At 72.0% G+C, this 23,907-nt stretch carries 28 protein-coding genes and 3 tRNA genes; 17 read left to right on the top strand and 14 right to left on the bottom strand.

The features are described from left to right. Positions 1-3: 3 nt before the first annotated feature. Positions 4-1,314, top strand: coding sequence for a DUF3500 domain-containing protein (locus ABLE53_RS08255; RefSeq protein ID WP_348858317.1), 1,311 nt, complete (start codon positions 4-6; stop codon positions 1,312-1,314). Here the strand turns inward: ABLE53_RS08255 and ABLE53_RS08260 are convergent. Then, positions 1,295-1,969: a GntR family transcriptional regulator gene (locus tag ABLE53_RS08260; RefSeq protein WP_348858318.1), complete on the bottom strand. Its 675-nt coding sequence runs from the start codon at positions 1,967-1,969 to the stop codon at positions 1,295-1,297. The genes ABLE53_RS08255 and ABLE53_RS08260 overlap by 20 nt on opposite strands. Positions 1,970-2,123: 154 nt before the next feature. On the opposite strand from ABLE53_RS08260, the gene ABLE53_RS08265 reads away from it, so the two are divergent. Genes ABLE53_RS08265 through ABLE53_RS08280 form a run of 4 tightly spaced genes read left to right on the top strand, consistent with a single transcriptional unit; the run spans position 2,124 to position 5,208 of the window. Then, a complete protein-coding gene (locus ABLE53_RS08265; protein ID WP_348858319.1) occupies positions 2,124-2,870 on the top strand; it encodes an RraA family protein in 747 nt (248 codons plus the stop codon). After that, positions 2,867-3,637 carry a GntR family transcriptional regulator gene (locus tag ABLE53_RS08270; protein WP_348858320.1) on the top strand — a complete coding sequence of 257 codons (771 nt, stop codon included), beginning with the start codon at positions 2,867-2,869 and terminating at the stop codon, positions 3,635-3,637. The genes ABLE53_RS08265 and ABLE53_RS08270 overlap by 4 nt, the downstream gene beginning before the upstream one ends. Beyond that, positions 3,638-4,423, top strand: a complete 786-nt coding sequence (locus ABLE53_RS08275) for an FAA hydrolase family protein (protein WP_348858321.1) — start codon at positions 3,638-3,640, stop codon at positions 4,421-4,423. Next, positions 4,420-5,208 (top strand): HpcH/HpaI aldolase family protein, encoded by a 789-nt coding sequence (locus tag ABLE53_RS08280; RefSeq protein WP_348858322.1) that lies wholly within the window; start codon positions 4,420-4,422, stop codon positions 5,206-5,208. The genes ABLE53_RS08275 and ABLE53_RS08280 overlap by 4 nt, the downstream gene beginning before the upstream one ends. 79 nt (positions 5,209-5,287) lie before the next feature. Here ABLE53_RS08280 and ABLE53_RS08285 read toward each other — a convergent pair. The 3 genes from ABLE53_RS08285 to ABLE53_RS08295 all read right to left on the bottom strand — a co-directional run bounded on the left by ABLE53_RS08285 (position 5,288) and on the right by ABLE53_RS08295 (position 7,123). Further along, a tRNA-Phe gene (locus tag ABLE53_RS08285) sits at positions 5,288-5,364 on the bottom strand. A 35-nt stretch (positions 5,365-5,399) separates the two neighbouring features. Continuing rightward, positions 5,400-6,218 carry an AfsR/SARP family transcriptional regulator gene (locus ABLE53_RS08290; RefSeq protein WP_348858323.1) on the bottom strand — a complete coding sequence of 273 codons (819 nt, stop codon included), beginning with the start codon at positions 6,216-6,218 and terminating at the stop codon, positions 5,400-5,402. Further along, the gene (locus ABLE53_RS08295; protein ID WP_348858324.1) at positions 6,215-7,123 is read right to left on the bottom strand and encodes an SCO6745 family protein; all 909 of its coding nucleotides are present in this window, start codon (positions 7,121-7,123) and stop codon (positions 6,215-6,217) included. The genes ABLE53_RS08290 and ABLE53_RS08295 overlap by 4 nt, the downstream gene beginning before the upstream one ends. Before the next feature lie 174 nt (positions 7,124-7,297). Here ABLE53_RS08295 and ABLE53_RS08300 point away from each other — a divergent pair, with 174 nt between their 5' ends. Continuing rightward, positions 7,298-7,834, top strand: coding sequence for a GNAT family N-acetyltransferase (locus tag ABLE53_RS08300; RefSeq protein WP_348858326.1), 537 nt, complete (start codon positions 7,298-7,300; stop codon positions 7,832-7,834). Here ABLE53_RS08300 and ABLE53_RS08305 read toward each other — a convergent pair. Both ABLE53_RS08305 and ABLE53_RS08310 read right to left on the bottom strand, forming a co-directional pair. After that, positions 7,813-8,175 carry a hypothetical protein gene (locus ABLE53_RS08305; protein WP_348858327.1) on the bottom strand — a complete coding sequence of 121 codons (363 nt, stop codon included), beginning with the start codon at positions 8,173-8,175 and terminating at the stop codon, positions 7,813-7,815. The two genes, ABLE53_RS08300 and ABLE53_RS08305, sit on opposite strands and share 22 nt — an antisense overlap. Continuing rightward, complete coding sequence (locus ABLE53_RS08310; RefSeq protein WP_348858328.1) at positions 8,172-9,056, bottom strand: DODA-type extradiol aromatic ring-opening family dioxygenase; 885 nt, start codon at positions 9,054-9,056, stop codon at positions 8,172-8,174. Before ABLE53_RS08310 ends, ABLE53_RS08305 begins: the two co-directional genes overlap by 4 nt. 153 nt (positions 9,057-9,209) lie before the next feature. Between ABLE53_RS08310 and ABLE53_RS08315 the strand changes: the two genes are divergently transcribed. Next, complete coding sequence (locus ABLE53_RS08315) at positions 9,210-10,013, top strand: IclR family transcriptional regulator domain-containing protein (RefSeq protein WP_348858329.1); 804 nt, start codon at positions 9,210-9,212, stop codon at positions 10,011-10,013. Between the two features lie 15 nt (positions 10,014-10,028). Here the strand turns inward: ABLE53_RS08315 and ABLE53_RS08320 are convergent, their stop codons facing one another. Then, positions 10,029-11,432, bottom strand: coding sequence for an aminotransferase class III-fold pyridoxal phosphate-dependent enzyme (locus ABLE53_RS08320; protein WP_348858330.1), 1,404 nt, complete (start codon positions 11,430-11,432; stop codon positions 10,029-10,031). A gap of 162 nt (positions 11,433-11,594) precedes the next feature. Next, complete coding sequence (locus ABLE53_RS08325; protein ID WP_348858331.1) at positions 11,595-13,055, bottom strand: amidohydrolase family protein; 1,461 nt, start codon at positions 13,053-13,055, stop codon at positions 11,595-11,597. Between the two features lie 190 nt (positions 13,056-13,245). On the opposite strand from ABLE53_RS08325, the gene ABLE53_RS08330 reads away from it, so the two are divergent. The 4 genes from ABLE53_RS08330 to ABLE53_RS08345 all read left to right on the top strand — a co-directional run bounded on the left by ABLE53_RS08330 (position 13,246) and on the right by ABLE53_RS08345 (position 16,441). Continuing rightward, on the top strand, positions 13,246-14,451 hold the full coding sequence (locus ABLE53_RS08330; RefSeq protein WP_348858332.1) for a CaiB/BaiF CoA transferase family protein: 1,206 nt from the start codon (positions 13,246-13,248) through the stop codon (positions 14,449-14,451). Positions 14,452-14,504: 53 nt separating this feature from the next. Next, positions 14,505-15,305, top strand: a complete 801-nt coding sequence (locus ABLE53_RS08335) for a citryl-CoA lyase (RefSeq protein WP_348858333.1) — start codon at positions 14,505-14,507, stop codon at positions 15,303-15,305. Positions 15,306-15,308: 3 nt separating this feature from the next. Further along, positions 15,309-16,289 (top strand): quinone oxidoreductase family protein, encoded by a 981-nt coding sequence (locus tag ABLE53_RS08340; RefSeq protein ID WP_348858334.1) that lies wholly within the window; start codon positions 15,309-15,311, stop codon positions 16,287-16,289. 79 nt (positions 16,290-16,368) lie between these two features. Next, positions 16,369-16,441, top strand: a tRNA-Glu gene (locus ABLE53_RS08345). A gap of 53 nt (positions 16,442-16,494) precedes the next feature. Here ABLE53_RS08345 and ABLE53_RS08350 read toward each other — a convergent pair. Next, the gene (locus ABLE53_RS08350) at positions 16,495-16,887 is read right to left on the bottom strand and encodes a MerR family transcriptional regulator (protein ID WP_348858335.1); all 393 of its coding nucleotides are present in this window, start codon (positions 16,885-16,887) and stop codon (positions 16,495-16,497) included. Positions 16,888-17,000: 113 nt separating this feature from the next. Between ABLE53_RS08350 and ABLE53_RS08355 the strand changes: the two genes are divergently transcribed. The 4 genes from ABLE53_RS08355 (at position 17,001) to ABLE53_RS08370 (ending at position 20,252) form a co-directional block, all read left to right on the top strand. After that, positions 17,001-18,098 (top strand): alkene reductase, encoded by a 1,098-nt coding sequence (locus tag ABLE53_RS08355; protein ID WP_348858336.1) that lies wholly within the window; start codon positions 17,001-17,003, stop codon positions 18,096-18,098. Between the two features lie 150 nt (positions 18,099-18,248). Beyond that, a tRNA-Asp gene (locus ABLE53_RS08360) sits at positions 18,249-18,322 on the top strand. A 244-nt stretch (positions 18,323-18,566) separates the two neighbouring features. Beyond that, positions 18,567-18,929: a YciI family protein gene (locus ABLE53_RS08365; RefSeq protein WP_348858337.1), complete on the top strand. Its 363-nt coding sequence runs from the start codon at positions 18,567-18,569 to the stop codon at positions 18,927-18,929. A 12-nt stretch (positions 18,930-18,941) separates the two neighbouring features. Further along, the gene (locus tag ABLE53_RS08370; protein WP_348858338.1) at positions 18,942-20,252 is read left to right on the top strand and encodes an RNA polymerase sigma factor; all 1,311 of its coding nucleotides are present in this window, start codon (positions 18,942-18,944) and stop codon (positions 20,250-20,252) included. Between the two features lie 23 nt (positions 20,253-20,275). Here the strand turns inward: ABLE53_RS08370 and ABLE53_RS08375 are convergent, their stop codons facing one another. After that, positions 20,276-20,623 carry a VOC family protein gene (locus ABLE53_RS08375; protein WP_348858339.1) on the bottom strand — a complete coding sequence of 116 codons (348 nt, stop codon included), beginning with the start codon at positions 20,621-20,623 and terminating at the stop codon, positions 20,276-20,278. 174 nt (positions 20,624-20,797) lie between these two features. On the opposite strand from ABLE53_RS08375, the gene ABLE53_RS08380 reads away from it, so the two are divergent. Together ABLE53_RS08380 and ABLE53_RS08385 are read left to right on the top strand one after the other, a co-directional pair. Then, positions 20,798-21,136 carry a WhiB family transcriptional regulator gene (locus tag ABLE53_RS08380; RefSeq protein ID WP_348858340.1) on the top strand — a complete coding sequence of 113 codons (339 nt, stop codon included), beginning with the start codon at positions 20,798-20,800 and terminating at the stop codon, positions 21,134-21,136. A 24-nt stretch (positions 21,137-21,160) separates the two neighbouring features. After that, positions 21,161-21,517, top strand: coding sequence for a metallopeptidase family protein (locus ABLE53_RS08385; protein WP_348858341.1), 357 nt, complete (start codon positions 21,161-21,163; stop codon positions 21,515-21,517). Between the two features lie 75 nt (positions 21,518-21,592). Here ABLE53_RS08385 and crcB (ABLE53_RS08390) read toward each other — a convergent pair whose 3' ends face one another. The 4 genes from crcB (ABLE53_RS08390) to ABLE53_RS08405 form a co-directional block, all read right to left on the bottom strand. Further along, a complete protein-coding gene (crcB, locus tag ABLE53_RS08390; protein ID WP_348858342.1) occupies positions 21,593-21,964 on the bottom strand; it encodes a fluoride efflux transporter CrcB in 372 nt (123 codons plus the stop codon). Further along, positions 21,961-22,308 carry a DUF190 domain-containing protein gene (locus ABLE53_RS08395; RefSeq protein ID WP_348858343.1) on the bottom strand — a complete coding sequence of 116 codons (348 nt, stop codon included), beginning with the start codon at positions 22,306-22,308 and terminating at the stop codon, positions 21,961-21,963. Before ABLE53_RS08395 ends, crcB (ABLE53_RS08390) begins: the two co-directional genes overlap by 4 nt. Beyond that, positions 22,308-22,766 carry a fluoride efflux transporter CrcB gene (gene crcB / locus ABLE53_RS08400; RefSeq protein ID WP_348858344.1) on the bottom strand — a complete coding sequence of 153 codons (459 nt, stop codon included), beginning with the start codon at positions 22,764-22,766 and terminating at the stop codon, positions 22,308-22,310. The genes ABLE53_RS08395 and crcB (ABLE53_RS08400) overlap by 1 nt, the downstream gene beginning before the upstream one ends. Positions 22,767-22,911: 145 nt before the next feature. Further along, the gene (locus tag ABLE53_RS08405; protein WP_348858345.1) at positions 22,912-23,841 is read right to left on the bottom strand and encodes an ATP-binding protein; all 930 of its coding nucleotides are present in this window, start codon (positions 23,839-23,841) and stop codon (positions 22,912-22,914) included. Positions 23,842-23,907 lie beyond the last annotated feature (66 nt).

Below are 23,907 nucleotides of genomic sequence, written 5' to 3' on the forward strand. Positions count from 1 at the left end.
CGGATGACTGACGACCAGGACATCGACGGCTTCTTCACCACCGCCCGCGTCAGCGGGAGGGCGGAGGCCGTCGAGCAGCCCGCGGACGGCTACCGCGCCTATCTCCTGGACCTCGACGACCCCAGGCTCGCCGAGGTCCGCGGGATGACGTACGAGGAGTTCGCCCGGGACCGCTACCAGGCGCCGTTCCTGCGGGAGCTGCTCGACTACTGGGACGGGCTCTACCGGGAGCCCTTCGTGGGCGTGACCAGCGATGGGGTCTTGCGGGAGAACCTGTACGCCCTGCCGACCGTCCCGGTCGACCAGACCGCGGCGGCCGCCGCCGCCCAGCGTCTCCTGGCGACCTTGACCCCCGGGGAGCGCGACGCGGTCTGCTACGACACCGACGACCCGCACTGGCGGGCGTGGAGCAACCCGGAGTTCGCGGTCTACCGGGTCGGGATGCGCCTGGAGGTGCTCTCGGAGGAGACGTACGACGCCTTCGACTCCCTGGTGAGGGCCTCCCTGTCGCCGGCCGGATACGAGCGGGTCACCGAGGCGATGGCACTCAACGGCTACCTCGGCGAGCTGGTGGATCTGCCGACGGTGATGAACGCCCGGTCGTACTTCTTCGCCGTCTACGGCACGCCGGACCCGGTCGAGCCCTGGGGGTGGCAGCTCTTCGGGCACCACGTCGTGGTCAACTTCGTCTCCGTCGGCGGGCGGCACGTGATCGCACCGGTGTTCATCGGCGGGGAGCCGGCGGTCACCGAGGAGCATCCCCCGCTCTTCGAGGCGCGGGAGCGGTTGGCGCTGCAGCTGGTGTCCTCCCTGGACGAGGGCCAGCGCGCCTCGGCTGTGGTCTACGGCTCGGTGCTCGACCCGGCGATGCCCGAGGGCCGGCTCCACCCGGCCGACGAGCGTCACGTGGCCGGCGCGTTCCGGGACAACCGGGTCGTCCCCTATGAGGGGATCCGTGCCTGCGACCTGGACGAGCAGCAGCGCGGGCTGCTGCGGGAGATCGTCGCCGACAGCCACGGGCTGCTGGCGCAGCCCCAGCTGGAGCTGACCCTGGCCGAGTACGACGCCCATGTCGAGGAGACCTGGTTCTCCTGGTACGGCGCGACCGACGGGTCCCAGCCGTTCTACTTCCGGGTCCACTCGCCGGTGGTCCTCGCCGAGCTCGACCACCACGCGGGCGTGTGGCTCGGCAACCGGCTACCGGCCCGGTTCCACGTGCACACCACGTTGCGCCACCCGAACGGCAACGACTACGGCCGCGCCCTGGTCGCCCAGTGGCGCGGGCGGGAGGTGATCAGGGATGGCCGCTCGTGACAGCCTCGGCGGCGATCTCCGCCTCGTACTTCGTCACGGCCTCGACGGTGTTGAGCTCGTGCTGCTTCGCCGCCGCCTCGATGGCGTCGGGCGAGGCGCCGCCCTCGATGAGCTCGAGGATCCCCTCGTGCTCGGCGAGCGCGGCCTGGGCGCGTCCGGGGGCATACCAGAACGCGGACTTGCGAATGAGCTCGAGGCGCGCCCACTCGTTCGACACCATGCTCATGAGACGCTCGTCGCCGCTGCGCGAGGCCAGCAGCTGGTGGAACTCGCGGTTCAGCCGGCCGAACCGGGCCGGGTCGAAGCTCCTCAGGGCCTCGCCCATCTGGCGGTTCAGCGTGTGGGCGGTGGCGAGGTCGTCGGCGGTGAGGTTGGGCGCGGACAACGCCGTCGCGTAGCCGCCGAGCCGTGCGACGAGGCTGAGCCCGCGCTGCCACGCGTCTGTGTCGAAGGTGCGGACCAGCGCGCCCACGTTGGGCACGATCTCGACCCAGCCCTCGGCCTCCAGCCGGCGCAGGGACTCGCGCCACGGGACGGAGCTGATGTTGTGCTCGCGAACGAGCTGGTCGATGACCAGACGGTGCCCGGGCCCGTAGGTGCCGTCCATGATCCGCTCCTTCAGGATCTGGAACGCCCGGTCGGCCTTGCTGACCATGCTGTCACCGCCTCGTCAGTCCCGCGGAAGTCGACAGGACTCCTCTTCACGCTCTCCAGCGCCACAGGGCCCACATCGTACGGCACGACCGTCCGTGATCCCGCACGTGATGACCTATGCGATTTCGTTGACAACCAGGAAGGAACGACCGCGGATGCAGCCAGCAGACCCCGCGCCGGGCTCGGGCGGTACTGAGGGGCCGATCGGTCTCGCGACCAGCGTGCGCGAGAAGCTGATGCGGGCACCGGTCGCCGCGCTCTCGGCGCAGTTGCGCAAGCGCGGCATGAACAACGTGACCGTCGACGGCGTACGACCGCTCGGCGCGGGACGGAAGTTCGTCGGGACGGCGCGGACGCTGCGCTTCCTGCCGAACCGGGAGGACCTCTTCGCCAAGTACGGCGGCGGCTACAACGCGCAGAAGCGGACCTTCGACTCGGTCGCGCCCGGCGAGGTCATCGTGATCGAGGCCCGCGGGGAGGCCGGCTCCGCCACCCTGGGTGATGTGCTCGCCCTCCGGGCGCACGCACGTGGCGCGGCGGCGATCGTGACCGACGGGGGCGTCCGCGACGCCGAGGCCGTCGCCGCGATGGGCATCCCGGTCCACTGCGTCGGCGCGCACCCCGCCGTCCTCGGTCGCCGCCACGTCCCCTGGGACGCCGACCTCGCCGTGGCCTGCGGCGGTACGACGGTGCAGCCCGGGGACGTCGTCGTCGGCGACGGTGACGGCGTGATCGTGATCCCGCCGGAGATCGCGGAGGAGGTCGCGGACCAGGCACTGGCCCAGGAGGACGAGGACGCCTGGATCGCCGAGCAGGTCAAGGCCGGGCACCCCATCGACGGGCTGTTCCCGATGAACGCCGAGTGGCGGGCCCGCTACGACGAGAGTCGCGAGGCACGATGAGCCCGCCCGATGAGCTCAGCAAGTCGCGCCTCGCCTACCAGTGGATCCGTGAGCGGATCATCACCGGCAGGTACGGGCCCGGGTACCGACTGGTGCTCACCTCCCTCGCGGCCGACCTCGCCATGAGCGTCGTGCCCGTCCGCGAGGCCATCCGCGAGCTGACCGCAGAGGGACTGGTGACCTTCGAGCGCAATGTCGGTGCCCGGGTGGCGATGGTCGACGCCGAGCAGTACCGCTTCACGATGCAGGTGATCAACGTCGTCGAGGGCGCCGCGACGGCGCTCGCCGCGCGCTTCCTGACCGCCGACGACCTGGCCCGAGCACACGAGCTGAACGACGCGTTGCGCGGAAGGCTGTCCGATCTCGACCCCCGGCTCTTCAGCGCGCTCAACCAGGAGTTCCACCACACCCTGTACTCCAAGTGTCCGAACCCTCGGCTGCTGGAGATCGTGGAGATCGAGTGGGCGCGGCTCGGCCACCTGCGGCAGTCGATCTTCGCCTTCGTGCCCGGGCGGGCGCCGGCGTCGGTCTGCGAGCACGATCGTCTCCTCGAGCTCATCGAGGGCGGCGCCCCGCTCGAGGAGATCGAGCAGGCGGTGCGCGAGCACCGCACCGCGACCCTCGCCGCGTTCTTGACGAACCACCCGGTCGAGCAGAGCTCGACGCCCCGCGCCGCCGGCGACCGGGTCACCGGCGGCGCGACGATCCCGGATCGCGGCCCGACGACCGGGGACATGCGCGACCTACCGCTGACAGAAGGAGCATGAATGCTTCCCCCGGAGACCATCACCGCGCTCGCGGACGAGCTCGCCAAGGCCGACCGTGAGCGGGCGGTCATACCGCGGATCACCGCACGCCACCCCGACGCCACCGTGGAGGACTCCTACGCGATCCAGGCGATCTGGCGCGACCAGAGCCTGGCCGCCGGCCGCCACCTCGTCGGCCGCAAGATCGGACTCACCTCGAAGGCCATGCAGGCCGCGACCGGGATCACCGAGCCGGACTACGGCGTCATCTTCGCCGACACGGTCTGGGAGAACGGCGCGGTCGTCCCGTACGACGACTTCTCCAACGTCCGCATCGAGGTCGAGCTCGCCTTCAAGCTGGGTGCGGCGCTCGACGGTCCGACGTGCACGCTCTTCGACGTGCTGCGCGCGACCGAGTACGTCGTACCGGCGCTGGAGATCCTGAACTCGCACATCGAGCTCGAGGGGCGCACGATCGTCGACACGATCGCCGACAACGCGGCGTACGGCGGCCTCGTGCTCGGCGGCAACCCGATGCGGCCGGACTCCGTCGACCTGCGCTGGATCTCCGCGCTGCTCTATCGCAACGAGACCATCGAGGAGACCGGCGTCGCCGCCGGCGTGCTCAACCATCCGGCCACCGGCGTGGCGTGGCTGGCGAACAAGCTCCACCAGCACGGTGCCCGGCTCGAGGCGGGTGAGCTCGTGCTCGCCGGCTCCTTCACCAGACCGATGTGGGTGTCGCGAGGTGACAGCGTGCTGTGCGACTACGGACCGATGGGGACGATCTCGTGCCGCTTCCAGTGACTCCGACCCTCCGCGACGCCCTCGCGGCCGCGGAGCGCCCGCTCGCCGGCATGTGGGTGTGCAGTGGCAGTCCCCTGGTGGCCGAGATCTGCGCCGGCAGCGGCCTGGACTGGCTGCTCATCGACATGGAGCACGCGCCCAACGGTCTGGAGTCGGTGCTCGCCCACCTCCAGGCGGTGGCGGCGTACCCGGTCGTCCCGCTGGTCCGCGTGCCCGGCTACCTCCCGGTCATGATCAAGCAGGTGCTCGATCTGGGCGCCCAGAGCATCCTGATGCCGATGGTGGACACCGCCGAGCAGGCGGAGGCCGCGGTGCGGGCGGTGCGCTACCCGCCGCGCGGCATGCGCGGCGTCGGGTCGGCGCTGGCGCGCTCGGCGCGGTGGAACCGAGTCGACGACTACCTCCTGGAGGCCGACCGCCACGTCTCGCTCTTCGTCCAGATCGAGTCCGTCGCCGGGGTCGAGAACGCCGCCGAGATCGCCGCCGTCGACGGCGTGGACGGCGTCTTCGTCGGTCCCTCCGACCTGGCCGCCTCGATGGGGGTGATCGGCCAGCAGACGCACCCCGAGGTCGTCGACGCCGTACGCCGGACCTTCGCCGCGGTGACGGCCGCCGGCAAGCCGGTCGGCGTGAACGCGTTCGATCCCGCGGTCGCCGACGGCTACCTGGACGCGGGGGCCTCCTTCGTCCTCGTGGGCGCCGACGTCGCCGTCCTCGCGCGCGGCTCCGAGGCGCTCGCCACCCGCTACGTCGGGGCACGCCAGCGCGACCGCGCCGGCTACTGACCGGCTCGCTCCTGGTCAGACCCGACCGCCGGAAAGGGGAAACCCCAGGTCAGAACGGTCTGACCCGGGGCTCCGGTGCTGGTGGGCAGGGGCGGGGTCGAACCGCCGACCTTCCACTTTTCAGGCGGACGCTCGTACCAACTGAGCTACCTGCCCAAGCGGGGGAGAGATTACCCGAGTCGTCGTTACTGTCACGAATCGGGACCGGCGGGCGTACGCCGGGCGGCGCGCCGCTCGGCGGCGAGCAGCTCGGCGGCGAGCAGCTCGGCGAAGGCCTGCTGCAGCTCGGCGGGCGGCTCGAGACCGGTCTCCTGGGCGAGGACGCGGCGGCCGGCGTCGTAGACCGCGAGGGCGTCGGCCCGTCGCCCGGCGAGCTCGAGGGCGCGCATGAGGGCGAGCCGGGCGCGCGGGCGCAGCGGGTGTACGCCGAGGAGGTCGCGCAGCTCGCCGATCGCGGCGGAGCGGGTGGCCGAGTCGCGCAGCTGCGTCTCGGCGTGGACCTCGCGCGCGGTGAGCCAGAGCTCGTGGAGGCGGCGGCGGGCCGCGGCGACGACGAGGTCCTCGTCGAGGTCGGTGAGCGGCTCGCCGCGCCATAGCGCGAGGGACGCGCGGGCGGCGTCGCAGGCGAGCGTGTGGGCGCCGTCGTCGAGCGCCGCCTCCGCCTCGGCGACCAGCGCGGTGAACCGGCCGAGGTCGGTCTGGTCGGGCGCCAGGGCCAGCCGGTAGGCGCCCTGGGCGAACGACAGCGAGCCGCCGTGGTCGCCGAGCAGCCGGCGCAGCCGGGACACCTTCACCTGCAGCGCGTTGCGGGCGTTGGCGGGCGGGTCCTCGCCCCAGATCGCGTCGACGAGGGTGTCGACCGAGACGGTCCGCTCCTCGGCGAGGACGAGCCGCGCGAGCACCAGCCGGTCCAGTCGCGCGGGCACCGGCCGGGGGCCGTCCGGCGTACGCACCTCCAGCGGGCCGAGCAGGGCCACGACCGGAGCGGAGCGTAGGTCGAGGTAGGTCATCGGACGGTGGAGAGCTCGGGCACCGGCGGCTGTCCGATGCCGTTGGGGAAGACGATCTCGCCGGAGGTCACGATCCGCGCCACGGGCTCGGTCAGCAGCGCGGCGAGCCGGGAGGTCGGCCCCTCGCCGAGCCGGGCGAACGGCGGGTGGGCGAGGCGCTCGGTGACCAGCTCGACGTCTCGCCTGACCCGGCCGCCGGCCTCGGTGATGCCGCCGTCGTCGGTGACCCAGCCGCGCTCCGCGAGCCGGCGCGTGGCGGCGTCCCAGTCCTCCTCCGACCAGCCGCGGTAGACCCGTTGGTCGGCCGGCACCAGGCCGAGGGCGGCCATAAGGACGTGGGCCTCACAGCCGTCGATGCCGGCGGCGGTGAGGGCGATGGTGTGGCCGTCGCCGCGGTACTCCCGCAGCACGGCCGAGGCCCAGAAGAGCCGCAGGTGCGGGTCCTCCGGCACCGGCAGCGCGGTGTGAGCGGCGGCGAGCGGGCGGCCGGCGGTGTCGACGACGCGCGCGAGCTCCATGGCGAGGTCGGCCGCCTCGACCAGCCACGGCTCGTCGAGCCCCCCGAGCAGTCGCCTCATCGCATCGTCGATCACGCGGAGCCGGGCGGCGTACGCCTTCTCGGGGGTGGTGTAGAGCCAGGCGTCGGGCAGGGCGCGGGCGACCATCGGGTGGTTGAAGTTGTAGAAGCACGCGGTCACGACCTCCGGAGGCACCCGGCCGAGCGCGGCCGAGCGGGTCGCGAAGTAGCCCATCCAGCCGCCCTTGAGCCCGAGCGCCGGGTAGTGCACGGTGCGTTCCTGCGCGAAGTAGACCACCGAGTGGTAGACCTCGAGCAGCCGCCACAGGTCCCGCTCGCGCTCCGCCGGCGTGCTGGGTCCCGTGGCCCCAGCGGTCGGGTCCGTCATCCTCGCCTCCTCGCGTCGGTGCTGCCGAGTCTGGCACCGCGCCGCCGCTCCCGGCACCGCAGTTCCGGTGGGTTGTCAGCGCCCTGTCAGTGGCCGGTCAGTGGCCCGTCAGCGCCGGGTCAGCGCCCGGTCAGCGCCCGGGCGCAGGGTGGGTGCATCGGAAGGAGACCTGCCATGGTCGTCGGTGTCGGTGAGAGAGTCGGGACGAGTGCACGCTCGGCCGCGGAGATCGGCGTACGCGCCCTGGGGCCTGCGGACGCCTCCGACGTCGGGGCGATGGTCGGGCGGTGCGGTCCGGAGACGCTCTACCGGCGGTTCCACGGCGTACCGAACCGGCCCGGTCAGCGGCTGGCCGACCAGGTGCGGGCCGAGGAGGCGGGCGTGCACCTCGGTGCCTTCGGTCCCGGCGGCCTGCTCGCTCTCGCGTCCCTCGTCCGGCATCGCGACGCGGCCTGGGAGATCGCCCTGCTCGTCGAGGACCGCTGGCAGCGGCGCGGCGTCGGCCGCGTGCTGACCGTGGCCCTCGGCGAGGTCGCGCGCCGCCGTGGCGTGCGGCGGGTCGTCGTCACCTACCTGTACGACGCCGCCGACCCGGTCCGCGCGCTGCTGCGCACCGGCGGCTGGCGGGCGGTGAGCACGACGGTCGACACCGGGGCGGTCGAGGTGGTCCTCGAGCCCCGCCGGCGGACTCAGGTCGCGATGTCGGGGTAGGGCAGCGAGAAGTGCTGCAGCCGCTCGGCGTACGCGTGCTGCATGGCGAGCGGCTCGTCGTAGTCCTGCTCGAACATCGCGATCCAGAGCGTCAGGGTGAGGAACGGGTGGGCGCCGAGCTCGAACAGCTTCACGTGGTCGTGGGCCGCGAGGGCCTCCCGTTCCTCGTCGGTGAACGAGAGCCAGGTCGACGCCTCGCCGGCGTGGCAGTTGAGGATCTGGTTGGCCCGCTCCCGCTCCCACCAGGCCACCGTCCCGGCGGGGTCGTCCCGGTAGCGCTGCACCAGCTCCGGGTCGCGGTCGACGGTGAAGAGGAACTTGTCGACGACGTACTTGCTCATCGGGGTGCCTCGCTCTGCGCGTCGAGGGCGAGCGGGTCGGGGTACCAGGTGAAGTACGCCTCCATCGTATGGAAGAGGTCGAGGCTGTCGACGTAGTCGGCCTTGTTGTAGCCCGCGATCCCCATCATCAGCATGAAGTCCATGAAGCCGTGGGTGGCGTTCCCGGGGGCGTGCAGGCTGTCCAGGGTCACCTCACCCAGGCAGCTGTCGATGTCGCCGTTGCCGATCCACTCCACCGCCTTGGCGTCGAACTCGGGGTCCGGTCCGTGCGGCCCGAACTGCCTCGGCCCGCCGAGCTCGAGGGAGAGGTGGCCGGTGCCGATGACCGCCACCCGCACGTCGCTCGGCCAGGCGTCGACCAGCTCGCGGATCGTCCGCCCGAGGGCGACGAACCGCTCCGGACGGGGGAGCGGCGGGGCGAAGATGTTGGTGTAGATCGGCACCACGGGCAGGTCGTTCTGCGGCCGCACCGTGATGATCGGGCAGGTGATCGAGTGGTCGACCCGCAGCTCGTTGGAGAAGGCGAGGTCGAAGCCGGCGTCGATCCCCTGGCGGAGGATGTAGGCCGAGAGCTCCTCGTGGCCGCGGAGCTTCAACCGCGGCAGCCCGAACTCGCGCTCCTCGTTGTAGTAGTTGGCGTCGTAGTACGGCGCCTTGCCCACCAGGAACTGCGGCATGTTGTCGAGCCAGAGCTGGTGGAAGTGGTCGGACCCGACCATGACGAGGACGTCGGGCCGGGCCCGGGTCAGCGTCTCGCGGTAGGCCTCGATCTTCCGCACCCACTCGGCCGCGAACGGCGGCGCCTCCTCGGGCGGCAGCAGGCTGGTCCGGTAGAAGAACGGGTGGTGGGTCGTGGCCAGGATCGCCACCAGCTTCGCCATCGGCTGCCTCCAGATGCTGACGGACATCTGTCCGTATCGCGGCTTCCGTCACGATGCCCGCGCGGGGCGCACTGTGTCAACCGTCACAGCGGAGCGCTGCGGGCGGTGGCGGCTGTGCGTGCGGATGGTCGTCCGCTGTGACAGCATCGAGCCATGGCAGGACGCGGCACCGGCCCGGACTTCGTCGAGGCGCTCGCGCGCGGGCTCGACGTGCTCACCTGCTTCGACGAGCACCACCGGACGATGTCGCTGAGCGAGGTCGCCGACGCCACCGGACTCGCGCGGCCGACCGCCCGCCGGCTGCTGCTGACCCTGGAGGAGCTCGGCTACGTCCGGACCGAGGCGGGGTCGTACGCACTGACGCCGAAGGTGCTCCGGCTCGGGGTCGCGTACGCCGCCTCCCTGGGGCTGTGGGAGATGGCCCGCCCCCACCTCGAGGCCCTGGTCACGAAGACCGGCGAGTCCTCCTCGATGTCACAGCTCGACGGCTCGGACATCGTCTACGTCGCCCGGGTGGCGGTGCCGAAGATCATCACCCTCCGGGTCGACATCGGCACCCGCTTCCCCGCTCTCCAGACCTCGCAGGGCAAGGTCCTGCTGGCCGCCCTCGGCCGGGAGGAGCGGGAGAAGGTGCTCGCCGAGCCGAGCCGCTCGGGCCTGCCGCCGTTCCCCACCCGCGACCCGGACGACGTGGAGCGGGAGCTCCGCACCGTCCGGGCCCGGGGCTGGGCGATGGCCGACGAGGAGCTCGCCCGCGGCATCCGCTCGGTCGCCGTCCCCGTGCGCGACGGCGACGGCGTCGTACGCGCGGCCATGAACGTCACCGTCCACGCCGCCGAGACCAGCGTCGAGACGCTGACCGGCGACTACCTGCCGCTCCTCCTCCAGACCGCGGGCGAGGTCTCCGCCGACTGGGCGCTGTGGCAGCACCGGTCGGCGGTCGAGGTCGCGCGCTAGGAGCGTTGGGAGCGCTCAGAGCGCGACGTACGCCTCGTTCGCCTTCCCCAGCACGGTGCGCAGCGCGCCGACGAGGTGGTCGAACTCGGGGGTGTCGGCGACGAGCGGCGGCGAGATCCCGAGTACGGCGGACTCGCCCGGCGTGACCCGCAGCAGGACCCCCTCGGCGGCGAGGCCGTCGTCGACCTGCTTCCTGCCCCACAGCCGGTCCTTCTGCTCCTGGGTGAGCGGGGTGCCGTCGGGCAGGGTGTTCTTCAGCTCGATCGAGTAGAAGAACCCCATCCCGCGGACGTCGCCGACGATCGGCAGCTCGTACAGGCTCTCCAGCTTGGTGCGGAGCTCGTCCTCCTTGGCCATCACGTGGCCGTTGATGTCGAGCCGCTCCATGATCTCGAGGTTCTTGAGCGCGACCGCGCACATGACCGGGTGGGCGCCGAAGGTGTTGCCGTGCTTGAACGTGACGCCCGCCCTGGCGAACGGCTCGTAGACCTTGTCGTTGGCGATGACCGCGCCGATCACGGCGTGGGCCGACGAGAGCCCCTTGGCCGAGGTCAGGATGTCCGGCTTCAGCCCGATCCGCTGGCTGCCGAACCAGGTGCCGAGCCGGCCGTAGCCGGTGATCGTCTCGTCGGCGACGAGGAGGATGTCGTACTTGTCGCACAGCGCGCGTACGCCGTCGGCGTACCCGGCCGGGGGGACGAGCATGCCGCCGGAGTTCTGCACCGGCTCGATGAGCACCATCGCGACGGTGGACGGGCCCTCCTGCAGGATGCGCTGCTCGAGGTCGTCGAGGAGGAAGGCGGTGAACTCCTCCTCGGTCTCGCCCTCGGGACGGCCGTAGCGCTTGGTGTTGCGCACCTTCACCGCGCCCGGGACGAGCGGCTCGAACGGCTCCCGGCTCGTCGGCGTGCCCATCAGGCTGAGGGCGCCCATCGAGACGCCGTGGTAGGCGTGGTCCCGGGTGATCGCCTTCCACCGGTTCTCGCCCTTGAGCTTGTAGTACTGCCGCGCGATCTTCCAGCAGGTCTCCACGCCCTCGCCGCCGCTGGGCGTGAAGAACGCGTGGTGCAGGCCCTCCGGGGCGATCTCGGCGACCCGCGCGGCGAGCTCGATCGCGCGCGGGTGGGTGCTCGCCCAGTTGGCGTGGTAGCCGAGCTCGAGGTACTGCTTCGAGGCCGCCTCGGCGAACTCCGCGCCGTAGGAGTAGCCGATGTTGACGCAGAACAGGTTGGCGAGCGCGTCGAAGTAGCGGTTGCCGTCGGTGTCGTAGAGGTAGCAGCCCTCGCCGCGCGTGATCACGCGCACCGGGCGCCCGTCCTCCGGGGACATCTCGGCGAAGTGACGCCAGTTGTGCCTGGCGGAGTCCTCCTGGAGCTCCGCCGTGGTGGGGGCGGTGGTGGGGGTGTCGACCGCTGTCATTGACCAGCTCCGTCCGCTTCGCGATGGGTGTGCCGAATCGTTACGTCACGGACGTTAAAGGAGCGGCACGCGGTCGGGGAACGCGCGAAATCGACTCTTAACACACTCGCCACGGACCGGACTCGCACGAGCCCGTGCGGCCGGTCCGCGGCCGGGTGCGGTTTACAGCGAGGAGTGCGTCCGCTCGCTGGCGTAGTCGGTGTAGGTATAGGGGTTGTCGAGCACCTTCGACTGCGGGATCTCCGGATGCATCCCGTCGGCCCACTCCTGGTCGCCGAGCGTCGCGCGGAGGTGGTCGACGGTCTCCGCGACCGCCGCGCGGGCGCGGTCGAGGTCGATGCCGACCAGCCGGCCGTCGTACTTCACGACGCGGCCGTTGACCAGCACGGTGTGGACGTCGCCGCGCTGCGCCTGGAAGACCACGTGGCCGTACGGGTGCAGGATCGGGAACATCGCCGGGGAGGCGTCGTTCTTCACGAGTACGACGTCGGCGTACCGCCCCGGCTGGAGGCTGCCGACCTTGTCGTCCAGCCCGAGCGCCTTCGCGCCGCCGCGGGTCGCCCAACCGACCACCTCCTCGGCGCGCAGCGACAGGTTGGTGACCGTGTCGCCCTTCGCGTGCGCCTCGAAGTGCTCGCGGGTGCGGTCCGCGGACAGCGTCGCCCGCATCGCGGCGAACAGGTCGGCGCTCCACCAGACGCTGGTGTCCATCGACAGCGAGATCGGGATGCCGTACGCCCGCAGCGCCCAGCTCGACGGGTAGCCCTGGCCGCACGACGACTCGCTCTCGGAGGAGACCGATGCCGAGCCGCCGGTGGCGGCGATCCGCTGGTAGGAGTCCTCGCTCAGCGTCGCCGCGTGGACGTAGACGGTCTCGGGGGTCATGAAGCCGCCGTCGTACATCAGCCGGATGCCGTCGTCGTTGGTCGCGCCCCAGACGCCGGCGTGGGTCGTGACGGGCACGCCGAGGTCGCGGGCGACCTCGAACGCCGCCCTCTCCGGGAAGCCCGGGTCGCCGGTCACGTCGAAGGCGATCTGGAAGCCGAGCATGTCGCTGCGCGGCAGCCGGTCGACGAACGCGCGGAACGCAGGCGAGGTGCTCCATTCCCACGGACCGGCCTGGATGTTGCCGTACGCGAGCACGAACCGTCCGGGCACCTCCTGCAGGGCCTGCACCGCGGCGTCGGCGTGCTCGGTGGTCTGCAGGTTGTGGGACCAGTCGACCGAGGTCGTGACGCCGGCGTCGACCGCCTCGATCGCGCTGAGCAGGTTGCCGGCGTGGATGTCCTGCGGGCGGAAGTGCTTGCCGTAGTTGAGGTAGTTCCAGACGAAGTACTGCGTGAGGGTCCAGTCGGCGCCGTACCCCCGCATCGCGGTCTGCCACATGTGGCGGTGGGTGTCGATCATGCCCGGCATGACGATGCCGCCGGACGCGTCGATCTCGACGGTGCCCTCCGGCAGCTCGACGTGCGGCCCGACCGCCTCGATCCGGTCGCCGACGACGAGAACGTCGCCGGGGTCGAGGACGGTGCGGGCGTCGTCCATGGTGAGGACGAGGCCGCCGCGGAAGACGATCGCGGGGGCTGCGGCGACGGCGCCCGCGTCGGGGTTGGTGATGGTCATGGGAGTGCCTCCCCAGGCGAGTGTCCAGGCTGACGCGGACACGTGTCCGCATCTCTGGCAGCCTGACGTGACTCAAGTCACATGTCAATGGTCCGCTCGTCGGCGGCGGATGGGCCGCTGAGCGCCTTGACAGCGGCGTTCAGGGCGCGGAACTGTTGACGGACGAGTGTCCGATACGTGAGGAGCGCACATGGCCGGGCCGCTGGACGGACTGCTCGTCGCCGACTTCTCGCGGGTCCTCGCGGGCCCGTACGCGACGATGCTGCTGGCCGATCTCGGGGCGGAGGTGGTGAAGGTCGAGAGCCCGAGCGGCGACGACACCCGGCACTGGACCCCGCCGGTGCGGGAGGACCGCGACCGCGGTGACGCCGGCACCTACTACCTCGCGGTCAACCGCAACAAGCGGTCCGTCGTCCTCGACCTGGCCGACCCGGAGGACCTCGCCGTCGCCCACGAGCTCTCCCGCCGGGCCGACGTCTTCATCCACAACTTCCGGCCGGGAGGGCTCGACCGCTTCGCGCTGGGGTACGACGACGTGGCCGGCCGCAACCCGGGCGCCGTCTACTGCTCGATCAGCGGGTTCGGGTCGGGCGCCGGCGCCGTGCTGCCGGGCTACGACCTGCTCGTCCAGGGCATGTCGGGGCTGATGAGCCTGACCGGCAGCCCGGACGGGCCGCCGTACCGCGCCGGCATCTCGGTCTTCGACGTCGTCACCGGCCTGCACTCCGCGCTCGGCATCCTCGCCGCGCTCCGCCACCGCGACCGGACCGGCCGCGGCCAGCACGTCGAGACCAACCTGATGTCGACGGCCCTCTCGGCGCTGGTCAACCAGAGCTCGGCGTACGTCGCCGGCGGGGTGGTGCCCCACCGGATGGGCAACGGGCACCTCAGCCTCTTCCCGTACGAGCCGCTGGCGACCGGCGACGGCGACCTCATCGTCGCGGCGGGCAACGACCGCCAGTTCCGCAGGCTCGCCGAGACCCTCGGCCGGCCGGAGTGGGCCGACGACGAGCGGTTCGCGACCTCTCCCCTCCGGAACGCCCACCGCGAGGAGCTGCGCCCGCTGCTGCTGGAGCGGCTCGCGACCCGGTCGGCCCAGGAGTGGTTCAAGGCGCTCAGCGACGCCGGCGTCCCGTGCGGTCCGATCAACGACGTACGCGGCGGGGTCGAGCTCGCCGAGGAGCTCGGGCTCGACCCGGTCGCGGTCGCCGGCGGCGTACCGACCGTCAGGCACCCGATCCGGTTCAGCGAGACCGGTCCGCGCCACGACCTGGCGCCGCCCACCCTGGACGAGCACGGCGCCCAGATCCGGGCCTGGCTCGGCTTCCCGCGCCACGACCACCCCACCGATCACCCCACCGGCCCGCCGGACGAGCCGCCGGTGCCGTCCGGCTGACCCAGCCGCCTGACCCAGCCGCCTGACCCGCAGCCGCCGTACGAGAGGAAGCCATGGCCGACGCCCCCTCCTTCCCGACCTCGCTCGGGACCTCCGAGCCGACCACGATCACGCTGCTCGGCAAGAACCTGGCGGACGAGCTGATGGGGGAGGTGTCGTTCGGCGAGCTCGCGTACTGGCTCATCACGCTGCGTCGGCCGACGCCCGGGGAGCGGCGGGTGTTCGAGGCGGTGCTGGTGGCGCTTGCCGACCACGGGTTCACGCCGACCGCGATCGCGGCCCGGCTCACCTACCTCAGCGCTCCGGACGCGATCCAGGGGGCGCTCGCCGCGGGGCTGCTGGGTGGCGGGTCGCGCTACCTCGGCGTCACCGAGGACACGGGGAGGTTCCTCGACGAGGTGATCGGGCGGCTCGCCGAGGTACCGGACGCGGACGACGGCGCGGCCTGGGAGGCCGTGGCGACCGACGCCGTACGCGAGCGCAAGGAGAGCGGACGGTTCGTGCCGGGTCTGGGCCATCCGGTCCACAAGGAGGGCGACCCGCGTACGCCGAGGCTCGTCGCGATCGCCCGCGGCGCCGGGCTCTACGGCTCCCACCTCGCCCTGTTCGAGGCGATCGGCCGGGCCCACCCCGATGTCCTGGGCCGGACGCTGCCGCTCAACGGAGCCGGGGTGTGCGGCGCCGCCCTCGCCGACCTCGGCCTGCCGCTCGAGCTGCTGCGCGGCGTCGTGCTGCTCGCCCGCTGCGCCGGCCTGCTCGGCCACGTCGCCGAGGAGATCCGCCGGCCGATCGGCAACGACATCTACCTGGCGGTGGACCGCAACGCCGTCTACGTCCCGCCCGAGGAGGACTGAGGCGTGCGGGCGGCCGTCCTCGAGGTGTGCGGCGAGCCGCCCGTCGTCGGGCAGCGCCCCGACCCGAGCCGCCGCGACGGCGAGGCGCTGGTCGCCGTCGTCGCCGCGCCCGTGACGCCGCTCGACCTGCTGTGCGCCTCGGGCACGTCGTACTTCGGAAGACCTCAGACGCCGTACGTCCCCGGCGTCCAGGGCGTCGGCGTCGTCGAGGAGTCCACCCGCCACCCGGCTGGCACCTGGGTCTGGTTCCCCACCGTGGCCGGGATGGCACCGGGCGACGGCAGCCTCGCCGAGCTGGTCGTCGTACCCGACGGCGACCTGGTGCCCCTCGAGTCCGGTGTCGACCCGCGGCAGCTGGCCGCGCTCGGCCTCTCCGCCGTCGCCGCCTGGGGAGCGCTGGTGCTGCGCGGCGGCCTGGTGCCCGGCGAGCGGGTGCTCGTCCTCGGCTCCAGCGGCGTGGTCGGGTCGGTCGCCCTCCAGCTCGCGCGGCTCCACGGCGCCGCGAGGACGTACGCCGCCGCGCGACCCTCCCGCCATGCCGAGGCCGACGCGGGGCGCCTCGGCGCCGACGGCTTCGTGCCGATCCTCGCCGACGACGACATCGCGACCCTGGCCGAACGGATCGGTTCGGTGGCGGGCGAGGTCGACCTCGTGATCGACCCGCTCTGCGGCCTACCGTCCGCGGCCGCACTGCTCCGACTCGCGCCCTGCGGGCGCCTGGTCAACCTCGGCAGCAGCGCAGGCGAGACGGCGGTCTACTCCTCGGCCCACCTGCGCAGCGGCAGCCGGGCCGTGCTGGGCTACACGAACAACGACCTCACCGAGGAGCAGCGGGCCGACGGGCTCACCGAGATCCAGCGGCGGCTCGTCGCCGGCGAGCTGACCGCCCGGTCCGAGACCTTCACGCTCGACGACGCCACGACGGCCTGGCGGCGACAGCGGGCCGGCGACGTCGACGGGCGCGCCGTCATCGCCGTACGCTGACCCACCTCGCACGGCGGAGGACCTGAGCGGCATGCGGCTTTGGTCGGCCCCCTCGCGTCGCCCTAGGATGAGCCGCCGGGCCCCCTTCGTCTAGCGGCCCAGGACCCCGCCCTTTCACGGCGGTAGCGCCGGTTCGAATCCGGTAGGGGGTACGACGCCAGAGGTGGGCCCCGACCAGCGAGTCGCGAGCCTCGCTTCCTCGGTGTCAGGAAGCGGTCGTGCCTGAGGCGGCGTCCTGGCTCTGGCTCGCGCGCCAGCGGCGGTTGGTGTCGATGACAGCATCGAGATTGCGCAGCGTGCCGGCCAGGTCGTCGATGTGGGACTTGAGCCGCTCACGCTCCTCGACCATCCGGTCGAAGGCGTCGTCGCTGGTCTGGATGCTCGGCGCGTAGGTGCAGGGCAGCAGCTCGGCAATGACCCGGCTGGTCAGGCCCGCGGCGTAGAGGCGTTTCAGGAACAGGACGCGGTCGAGTGCCTCCTCGGAGTAGTACCGCTGCCCCGACGCGCTGCGCTCGGAGGTCAGCAGCCCCTGCTCCTCGTAGTAGCGCAGCGACCGCACACTCACGCCGGCCCGCTTCGCCAGCTCCCCGATCCGCATGGGACACCTCCATGATCCGCCTCACACCATGCCATGTTGGCTTGCCTCTGACGTCAGTGTCAGGTTTTAGCGTACCCGGTGTCCTGATTCCGACATGCGAGGGAACAGCACCCATGACCAGCCTCTTCGACCGTCACCAGCTCGGCGCGTTGGCCCTGCCCAACCGCGTCGTGATGGCGCCCATGTCCCGAGTGCGCGGCACCGCCGACGGCCTCGCGACCGACTCCATGGCGACCTACTTCGCCCAGCGCGCGACCGCCGGCCTGATCATCTCCGACGGCATCCAGCCCAACCTCGTCGGCACCTCGAACCCCGGCGCCGCCGGGTTGCGCACCGAGGAGGAGGCGGCCTCGTGGAAGCCGATCACCGACGCCGTCCACGCCAACGGCGGTCGGATCTTCGCCCAGCTCATGCACGGCGGTCGGATCGGCCACGAGTCGATCACCGGGGTCCGGCCGGTCGGCCCCTCGGCCGTCGCCGCGAACGCGTCGCTCTTCACCCCGGCAGGTCCGCAGCCCGCGCCCGTCCCGCGCGCTCTCGGGACCGCAGAGGTGCCGGAGCAGGCCAGGTCCTACGCCGACGCGGCCGTCCGCGCGATCGGCGCCGGCTTCGACGGTGTCGAGCTTCACGGCGCCAACGGCTACCTGATCGGCCAGTTCCTCTCCTCCAACGCCAACCGGCGCACGGACCGGTACGGCGGCTCGATCGTCAACCGGATCCGGTTCGCCGTGGAGGCCGCCGAGGCCACCGCCGACGCGGTCGGCGCGGACCGCACCGGCATCCGCCTCTCCCCGGACGCCGGGCTGTGGGATGCCGTCGAGGACGACGCCCCCGAGCTGTACGCCGCCCTCGTCACCGAGCTCAACCGGCTCGGCCTGGCGTACGTCCACCTCGAGGCGACCACCGACGAGGCCACCATGGTCGACCTGCGAAAGCGCTGGGACTCGACCTACATGGTCAACCCGAGCACCTGGCTGGAGCGCGGCGAGAGCCCGTACGGCCCGGTGCCGACCAACCGCGCCATCGCCGAGCGCTGGCTCGGGCTGGGTGCCGACCTCGTCAGCTTCGGTCGTGCCTACATCGCCAACCCCGACCTCCTCGAGCGGCTCCGCCTCGAACTCCCGTTGGCCGAGGCCGACCCGGCGACGTTCTACGGCGGCGACGACAGGGGCTACCTCGACTACGCGACCTACCTGCACGCCCCCTCCTGACCTGGCGGATGGTGGCCGGACCGGTGGACCGCGGGTGAGCCCTTCAGTTCGACCAGCGGTCATGAACGCACCGATTGGGAACGGCGAGGCACAATGGGTTACTGTTCCACCGCTCCTGCAAACGAGACGTCGCTTGCGGAGAGCGCCAATGGCCCCGTAGCGCAGTTGGTTAGCGCGCCGCCCTGTCACGGCGGAGGCCGCGGGTTCAAGTCCCGTCGGGGTCGCAGAGAAGAAGAGGGCTCTGACCAGCGGAAACGCTGAGTCGGAGTCCCTTTTTCGTTTCAGCCCCAGAGGCGCAGTACGGCGGCCGTGTTCCGTCTGGGTCCCGCCGCAGCGTGAGCGGTCGGCGCCGTCAGTACAGCTTCGGCACCGTTGGAAGATCTTCTCGGGGAAGATGTCGATGTCGGCCGGTCGTGTCCGACCACGGGGTGACGCGCCCGGTGGGCGGGCGCCGCGAGGAGGACTGTCATGAAGTACCTGATGATGATCTACGCCAACCAGGAGACCTGGTCCGGCTTCGGCCCGGAGGACTGGGTGAAGGCCATCGCCGAGCAGGACGCCTACAACGCCAAGTTCTTCGCCTCCGGCGAGATGCTCGGGGCCTTCGGCCTCGCCGATGCTGAGCAGGCCAAGGTGGTGCGCGTCCGCGAGGGCAAGACCGCCGTGACCGACGGGCCCTATGTGGAGATGAAGGAACATCTGGCCAGCTACTACCTGCTCGATGTCGAGTCGGAGCAGCGGGCGCTGGACATCGCCGCGGAGATGCCGTTCGCCTCGTTTCGTGGTGTGGAGGTCTGGCCGGTGCTGCACGAGGCCGTTCCGGGTCAGTAGTCCGTTGGCACGATGAGTACGCCGTCGCCGACACCGTCGGGTGTGGACCGGGTGGTCGAGGGCCTGCTGCGCGAACATGCGCCGCAGGTCCTCGCCGCGCTGGTCCGTCGCCACGGCATGTTCGACCTGTGCGAGGACGCGACCCAGGAGGCGCTGCTGGCCGCGGCTACTCAGTGGCCGGCCGAGGGCGTTCCGGCCAATCCGCGGGGGTGGCTGATGACCGTCGCCGCGCGACGGCTGACCGACCAGATCCGCTCGGACGCGGCCCGCCGGCGTCGCGAACACGACGGCGCCCGTCATGCGGCGGCGTCCGGGCCGCTGTGGTCCCCGGCACCCGACGAGCAGGTGGACGACGACCGCGACGACAGCCTGACCCTGCTGTTCCTCTGCTGCCATCCCGACCTTTCGCCTCCTTCGCAGATCGCCCTGACTCTGCGCAGTCTGGGCGGGCTCACCACCACCCAGATCGCTCGGGCGTTCCTCGTCCCGGACGCGACCATGGCCCAGCGGATCAGCCGCGCGAAGGCCGCACTCGCCCATGCGGGTGCGCGGTTCGAGATGCCCAGCGCCGAGGAGCTCGGCCAGCGCCTCGACGCCGTGATGCGTGTCCTCTACCTGATCTTCAATGAGGGCTACACGGCGGCCAGCGGACCCGACCTTCTCACCGTCGACCTGACCACCGAAGCAATCCGGATGACCCGTCAGCTTCGCTCGGCGCTCCCCGACCACAGTGAGGTCGCCGGCCTGCTCGCCCTCATGCTGCTCACCGACGCCCGCCGCTCCGCGCGCCTCGGGCCGAGTGGAGAGCTCATCCCGCTGGTCGAGCAGGACCGTGCGCTCTGGGATCAGACGCTCATCGCCGAGGGTGTTGCCATCGTCACGACCGCGCTCGCCGCCGGCCCACCCGGCCCGTACCAAGTACAGGCCGCGATCGCCGCGGTCCATGACGAGGCTCCTGACGTCGCCAGCACCGACTGGGTGGAGATCCTCGGCCTGTACGCCGTGCTCGAGAGGCTCGAACCCAATCCCGTCATCGCCCTCAACAGAGCCATCGCCCTCGCGATGGTCTCAGGCCCGAGCGCCGGGCTGCGCGCGATCGAGCATCTCGCCGACGATCCCCGCGTGGCCCGAGGGCACCGGCTGCCCGCCGTCCGCGCACACCTCTACGAGATGGCAGGTGACCTCGCGGCCGCCCGCGACGAGTTCCTCGCCGCAGCCCGCCGCACCACCAGCCAGCCCGAGAAGCGCTACCTCGAACACAAGGCCGCTCTTCTTCACCCCATGGCCGATGGTGGCCCGAAGGACGCCCAACGCCCGGACTGAGCGTCGGGACGGTCGGCACGGCCTCAGTGAGCGGGCTCGTAGACCCCGAGCCGGTTGCCGCCCGGGTCGGTGAAGAGGAACCGCCGCCCGCCGGGATACTCGTAGGGCGGCTCGACGACCGTGCCGCCGGCCGCCTCCACAGCCGTGACGGCGGCGTCGAGGTCGCTGGTGCGGAGCAGCGGAAGCGGCGCGACCGGGGCCTCCGAGGCATACATCCCGCCGGCCTCGTCAGTGCCGTCCGGGCCCACGAAGCAGGCGTACACCCCTCCGTAGTCGTTGAAGGTCCACCCGAAGGCGGACTCGTAGAACGCCCGCGCGGCCGGCAGGTCGCCGACGGCGAGCTCGACGTAGTCGATGAACAGCTTGGTCATGGTCCCGGACGCTACGCCCGACCACCGACAGTTCCGACGGGTCAAAGAGAGCGGCCGACGACGCATGGATCCGCTCGGAATAGGGAGATCTCCCGATGCCCCCGGCTACCTCATCCGGCGACCTTAGATGGCGCGACCGGCGTGGGGCGGGTCGTGGCATCGGAGGTGGTTGAGGTGACGCTGAGGGTCCTCGAGGGCTTTCGGGAGCACGAGGGGGCGGTGGGCGACGTGCCTTGCCTGGTCCATGACCCGGAGCTGTGGTTCGCGTCGACACCGCGGGGGGTGGAGCGCGCCAAGGAGCTGTGCCAGGACTGCCCGGTGAGGGCGATGTGCCTGGACGGGGCGCTCGCTCGTCGCGAGCCGTGGGGCGTCTGGGGCGGCCAGCTCTTCCTCGACGGCGTCGTGATCCCGCGGAAGCGCCCGCGCGGCCGGCCGCCGAAGGTGCGTCACGAGGAGCTGGACGGCGACCACCTTGCCGGCAGCCTCGACGACGACGCGGCCCGGATCGCCTGACCGGCGTCCGGGCACAATGGCGACGTGCCCGTCCAGGTCGATGCCGTTCGCTTCGACGCCCTCGTCGACGAGGCCCTCGACTCGATCCCCGAGGAGCTCGCCGGCCAGGTGCGCAACCTCGTCGTCCTCGTCGAGGAGTGGCCGCCGCCCGAGGAGCCGCAGGACACCCTCGGCCTGTACGACGGCGTGGCGATCACCGAGCGCAGCGACCTGTGGGCCGGTGGCCTGCCCGACCGCGTCTTCGTCTTCCGTCAGCCCCTGCTCGCGCTGTGCGACTCGGAGGAGCAGCTCGTCGACGAGGTGCGGATCACCGTCGTCCACGAGATCGCCCACCACTTCGGCCTCTCCGACGACCGGCTGCACGAGCTCGGGTGGGCCTGAAGCCGGCCGCCAGGCGGGGTAGTCCGGGACGAAACGGTCGGTTACTCGCCAGTAGAACGACCGCTTCGTCCCGGACTACCCCAGCGCGGAGCCGACCACCCACCCCACCGCGCACGCGCCGAGCCCGACGGCCACCGAGCCGACCACGTTGAGCGCGGCGGAGCGCCAGGCGCCGGTCTCGACCAGCCGGAGGGTCTCGAAGCCGAAGGTGGAGAAGGTGGTGAGCGCGCCGCAGAAGCCCGTGCCGGCGACGGTGAGCACCCAGGACGGGAAGGCGCCCGCCGCGGCGCCGCCGGCGAGCAGGCCGAGGATCAGCGAGCCGACGATGTTGACCGTGAAGGTCCCGAGCGGCAGCACGGTGTCGTGGCGCGACTGGACCCACTGGTCGGTCAGATAGCGCACGGGCGCCCCCACGGCTCCGCCGAGGAGCACCAGCAGCGCCGTCACTCGCCGCCCTCCGGCGGGTGGAGCGGGCTCGGCCGGCCGGTCTCGATCACGTCGACCTCCTCGAGGGTGACCAGTCGGCCCTTCACGAGCTCGGCGAGGTCCTCGGCGAAGGCGCGCAGCCGGTCGGGGAAGTCGACGATCACGACCATGCACGGCAGGTCGTCGCCGAGGGACAGGATCCGCTGGGTGTGGATCCGCTGGGACACGCCGTACCCCTCGACGCCGTGGAAGACCGACGCCCCGGCCAGCCCCGCGCCGTGGGCGCGGTGGACGAGCTCGGTCGAGAGCGGCCGGTGGTGCCACAGGTCGTTCTCGTGGAGATAGATCGTGAGACGTGCGGGCATCAGTCCTCCTGGGGTGCGATCTCGTGGCCGCGGCGACGCCGGGCACGGCGGGTGGCGACGGCGATCGTCAGCCGGCCGGCGGTGACGCCGACCCAGACCGCGACCAGCCCGACGACGACGGTCCCGAGAAGGTACGCCGCGGCGGTCGCCGGGGCGTCCGCCGCCAGCAGCCCGCGGGTGTCGAGCTCGTACGTCGAGAAGGTGGTGTAGCCGCCGAGGACCCCCACCCCGAGGAAGGGCCGGACGTACCTCGTGTGCGACCACGGCCCGAGGACGAACGCCATCAGCAGCCCCAGCAGCATCGCGCCCGTCGCGTTGACCACGAACGTGGCGAGCGGGAAGTCGCCGCCGGAGTGGGGCAGCGCCTCTGCGATCCCCCACCGGGCCAGGCTGCCGAGCGCACCGCCGACGGCGATCGCCGGCAGCAGGTCGGCATGGGCGCGGATCAGAGAGGGCATGGGTCTACCTAACGGTGAGTCGTCGGGTAGGGACTGTCGGCGACCCCGGCCTGAGCCGGGAGCGCGGTTGTCGGCGAGCCCCACCGCCATCGGCCGCAGTCTAGTGGGATCGGTGGTGGGAGCGGCCCCCGCCTCGTCAGCGGAGTCAGCGGACGGCGCGCTCCCTCGCATCAGAAGGCCAGGGCGTCGGGGACGACCCGGCGGCCTGGCGGATGTACTCCCCAAGGAACCAGCGCTGGAAGCGCACCTGTTCGGGACTGCGGGCAAGGGTCAGCAGCCGCTCCTGGCGGCAGAACTCGTCGGTGACGTCGAGGAGCTCGAGGAAGCGCTGCAGCGTCTCGGCGGCGGCCCGCGGCATCCGCACGCGCAGGTCGGCGCGCTCGGCCCCGCTGTCCACGGCGCCCTCGATCTCGGCCTGGCCGATCCCGTCGCGGAGCTGCCGCTCGAGGGCGCTGAACAGGTCGGAGAGGCTCTTCGCGAGCGGGTACTCGGCCGCGTGCGCGAGCGCGAGCAGCCGGACCTCGCGGCGCAGCTCGCGGAAGTGGTTCTGGAAGCCGACGTACAGCGCAAGGGGTACGCCGAGGACGTGCACCTCGACCGGGTCCTCGACCTCCGCGCGCGGCTCGGGGACGGCGGGCGCACCCGTGATGACGCCCGGGACGCCGTCGCCGTCGGAGATGTCGGTGGCCGGGGCGAACCAGACGACCTTGCCGTCGTTCTCGATCTCGGCCCCCCACGCGTCGGAGACCTTGGCGACGATCGTGAGCCCGCGACCGAAGGTCACGAGCAGGTCCTCCTCAGCCTCGATCGAGAGCGGTCCGGGCAGGACCGGCTGCTCCACCGAGCCGTCCCGGACCTCGACCCGCGGGTGGTCGCGGGTGCCGCGCACCCGGACCTGGACCGGCTCGGTCCCGTGGAGGAGGGCGTTGGCGACGAGCTCGGCGACGCCCAGCTGGGCGCACTCGATGAGCTCGGGGCGGCCGATGTCCTGACAGGCCCGCACGACCCAGTGCCGGGCGTCCGCCGCAGCCCGCGGACCAGGTGCCAGCGTGAGGGCCGGCCGATTGAGCGGCACGGTAGCTCCTTCGTGCAGACAGGGGTGGTCGATCGGCGACCCTCGGTCCGAGGCGGCGGAAGTCGA

The sequence above is a fragment of the Nocardioides asiaticus genome (assembly GCF_040049175.1).
GTDB lineage: Bacteria > Actinomycetota > Actinomycetes > Propionibacteriales > Nocardioidaceae > Nocardioides > Nocardioides cheoyonin.

Coding starts and splice junctions, on each gene's coding strand:
- ABLE53_RS08255 (WP_348858317.1), top strand. CDS start 4: ATGACTGACGACCAGGACATCGACGGCTTCTTCACCACCGCCCGCGTC.
- ABLE53_RS08260 (WP_348858318.1), bottom strand. CDS start 1,969: ATGGTCAGCAAGGCCGACCGGGCGTTCCAGATCCTGAAGGAGCGGATC.
- ABLE53_RS08265 (WP_348858319.1), top strand. CDS start 2,124: ATGCAGCCAGCAGACCCCGCGCCGGGCTCGGGCGGTACTGAGGGGCCG.
- ABLE53_RS08270 (WP_348858320.1), top strand. CDS start 2,867: ATGAGCCCGCCCGATGAGCTCAGCAAGTCGCGCCTCGCCTACCAGTGG.
- ABLE53_RS08275 (WP_348858321.1), top strand. CDS start 3,638: ATGCTTCCCCCGGAGACCATCACCGCGCTCGCGGACGAGCTCGCCAAG.
- ABLE53_RS08290 (WP_348858323.1), bottom strand. CDS start 6,218: ATGACCTACCTCGACCTACGCTCCGCTCCGGTCGTGGCCCTGCTCGGC.
- ABLE53_RS08295 (WP_348858324.1), bottom strand. CDS start 7,123: ATGACGGACCCGACCGCTGGGGCCACGGGACCCAGCACGCCGGCGGAG.
- ABLE53_RS08300 (WP_348858326.1), top strand. CDS start 7,298: ATGGTCGTCGGTGTCGGTGAGAGAGTCGGGACGAGTGCACGCTCGGCC.
- ABLE53_RS08305 (WP_348858327.1), bottom strand. CDS start 8,175: ATGAGCAAGTACGTCGTCGACAAGTTCCTCTTCACCGTCGACCGCGAC.
- ABLE53_RS08310 (WP_348858328.1), bottom strand. CDS start 9,056: ATGGCGAAGCTGGTGGCGATCCTGGCCACGACCCACCACCCGTTCTTC.
- ABLE53_RS08315 (WP_348858329.1), top strand. CDS start 9,210: ATGGCAGGACGCGGCACCGGCCCGGACTTCGTCGAGGCGCTCGCGCGC.
- ABLE53_RS08320 (WP_348858330.1), bottom strand. CDS start 11,432: ATGACAGCGGTCGACACCCCCACCACCGCCCCCACCACGGCGGAGCTC.
- ABLE53_RS08325 (WP_348858331.1), bottom strand. CDS start 13,055: ATGACCATCACCAACCCCGACGCGGGCGCCGTCGCCGCAGCCCCCGCG.
- ABLE53_RS08330 (WP_348858332.1), top strand. CDS start 13,246: ATGGCCGGGCCGCTGGACGGACTGCTCGTCGCCGACTTCTCGCGGGTC.
- ABLE53_RS08335 (WP_348858333.1), top strand. CDS start 14,505: ATGGCCGACGCCCCCTCCTTCCCGACCTCGCTCGGGACCTCCGAGCCG.
- ABLE53_RS08350 (WP_348858335.1), bottom strand. CDS start 16,887: ATGCGGATCGGGGAGCTGGCGAAGCGGGCCGGCGTGAGTGTGCGGTCG.
- ABLE53_RS08355 (WP_348858336.1), top strand. CDS start 17,001: ATGACCAGCCTCTTCGACCGTCACCAGCTCGGCGCGTTGGCCCTGCCC.
- ABLE53_RS08365 (WP_348858337.1), top strand. CDS start 18,567: ATGAAGTACCTGATGATGATCTACGCCAACCAGGAGACCTGGTCCGGC.
- ABLE53_RS08370 (WP_348858338.1), top strand. CDS start 18,942: ATGAGTACGCCGTCGCCGACACCGTCGGGTGTGGACCGGGTGGTCGAG.
- ABLE53_RS08375 (WP_348858339.1), bottom strand. CDS start 20,623: ATGACCAAGCTGTTCATCGACTACGTCGAGCTCGCCGTCGGCGACCTG.
- ABLE53_RS08395 (WP_348858343.1), bottom strand. CDS start 22,308: ATGCCCGCACGTCTCACGATCTATCTCCACGAGAACGACCTGTGGCAC.
- crcB (WP_348858344.1), bottom strand. CDS start 22,766: ATGCCCTCTCTGATCCGCGCCCATGCCGACCTGCTGCCGGCGATCGCC.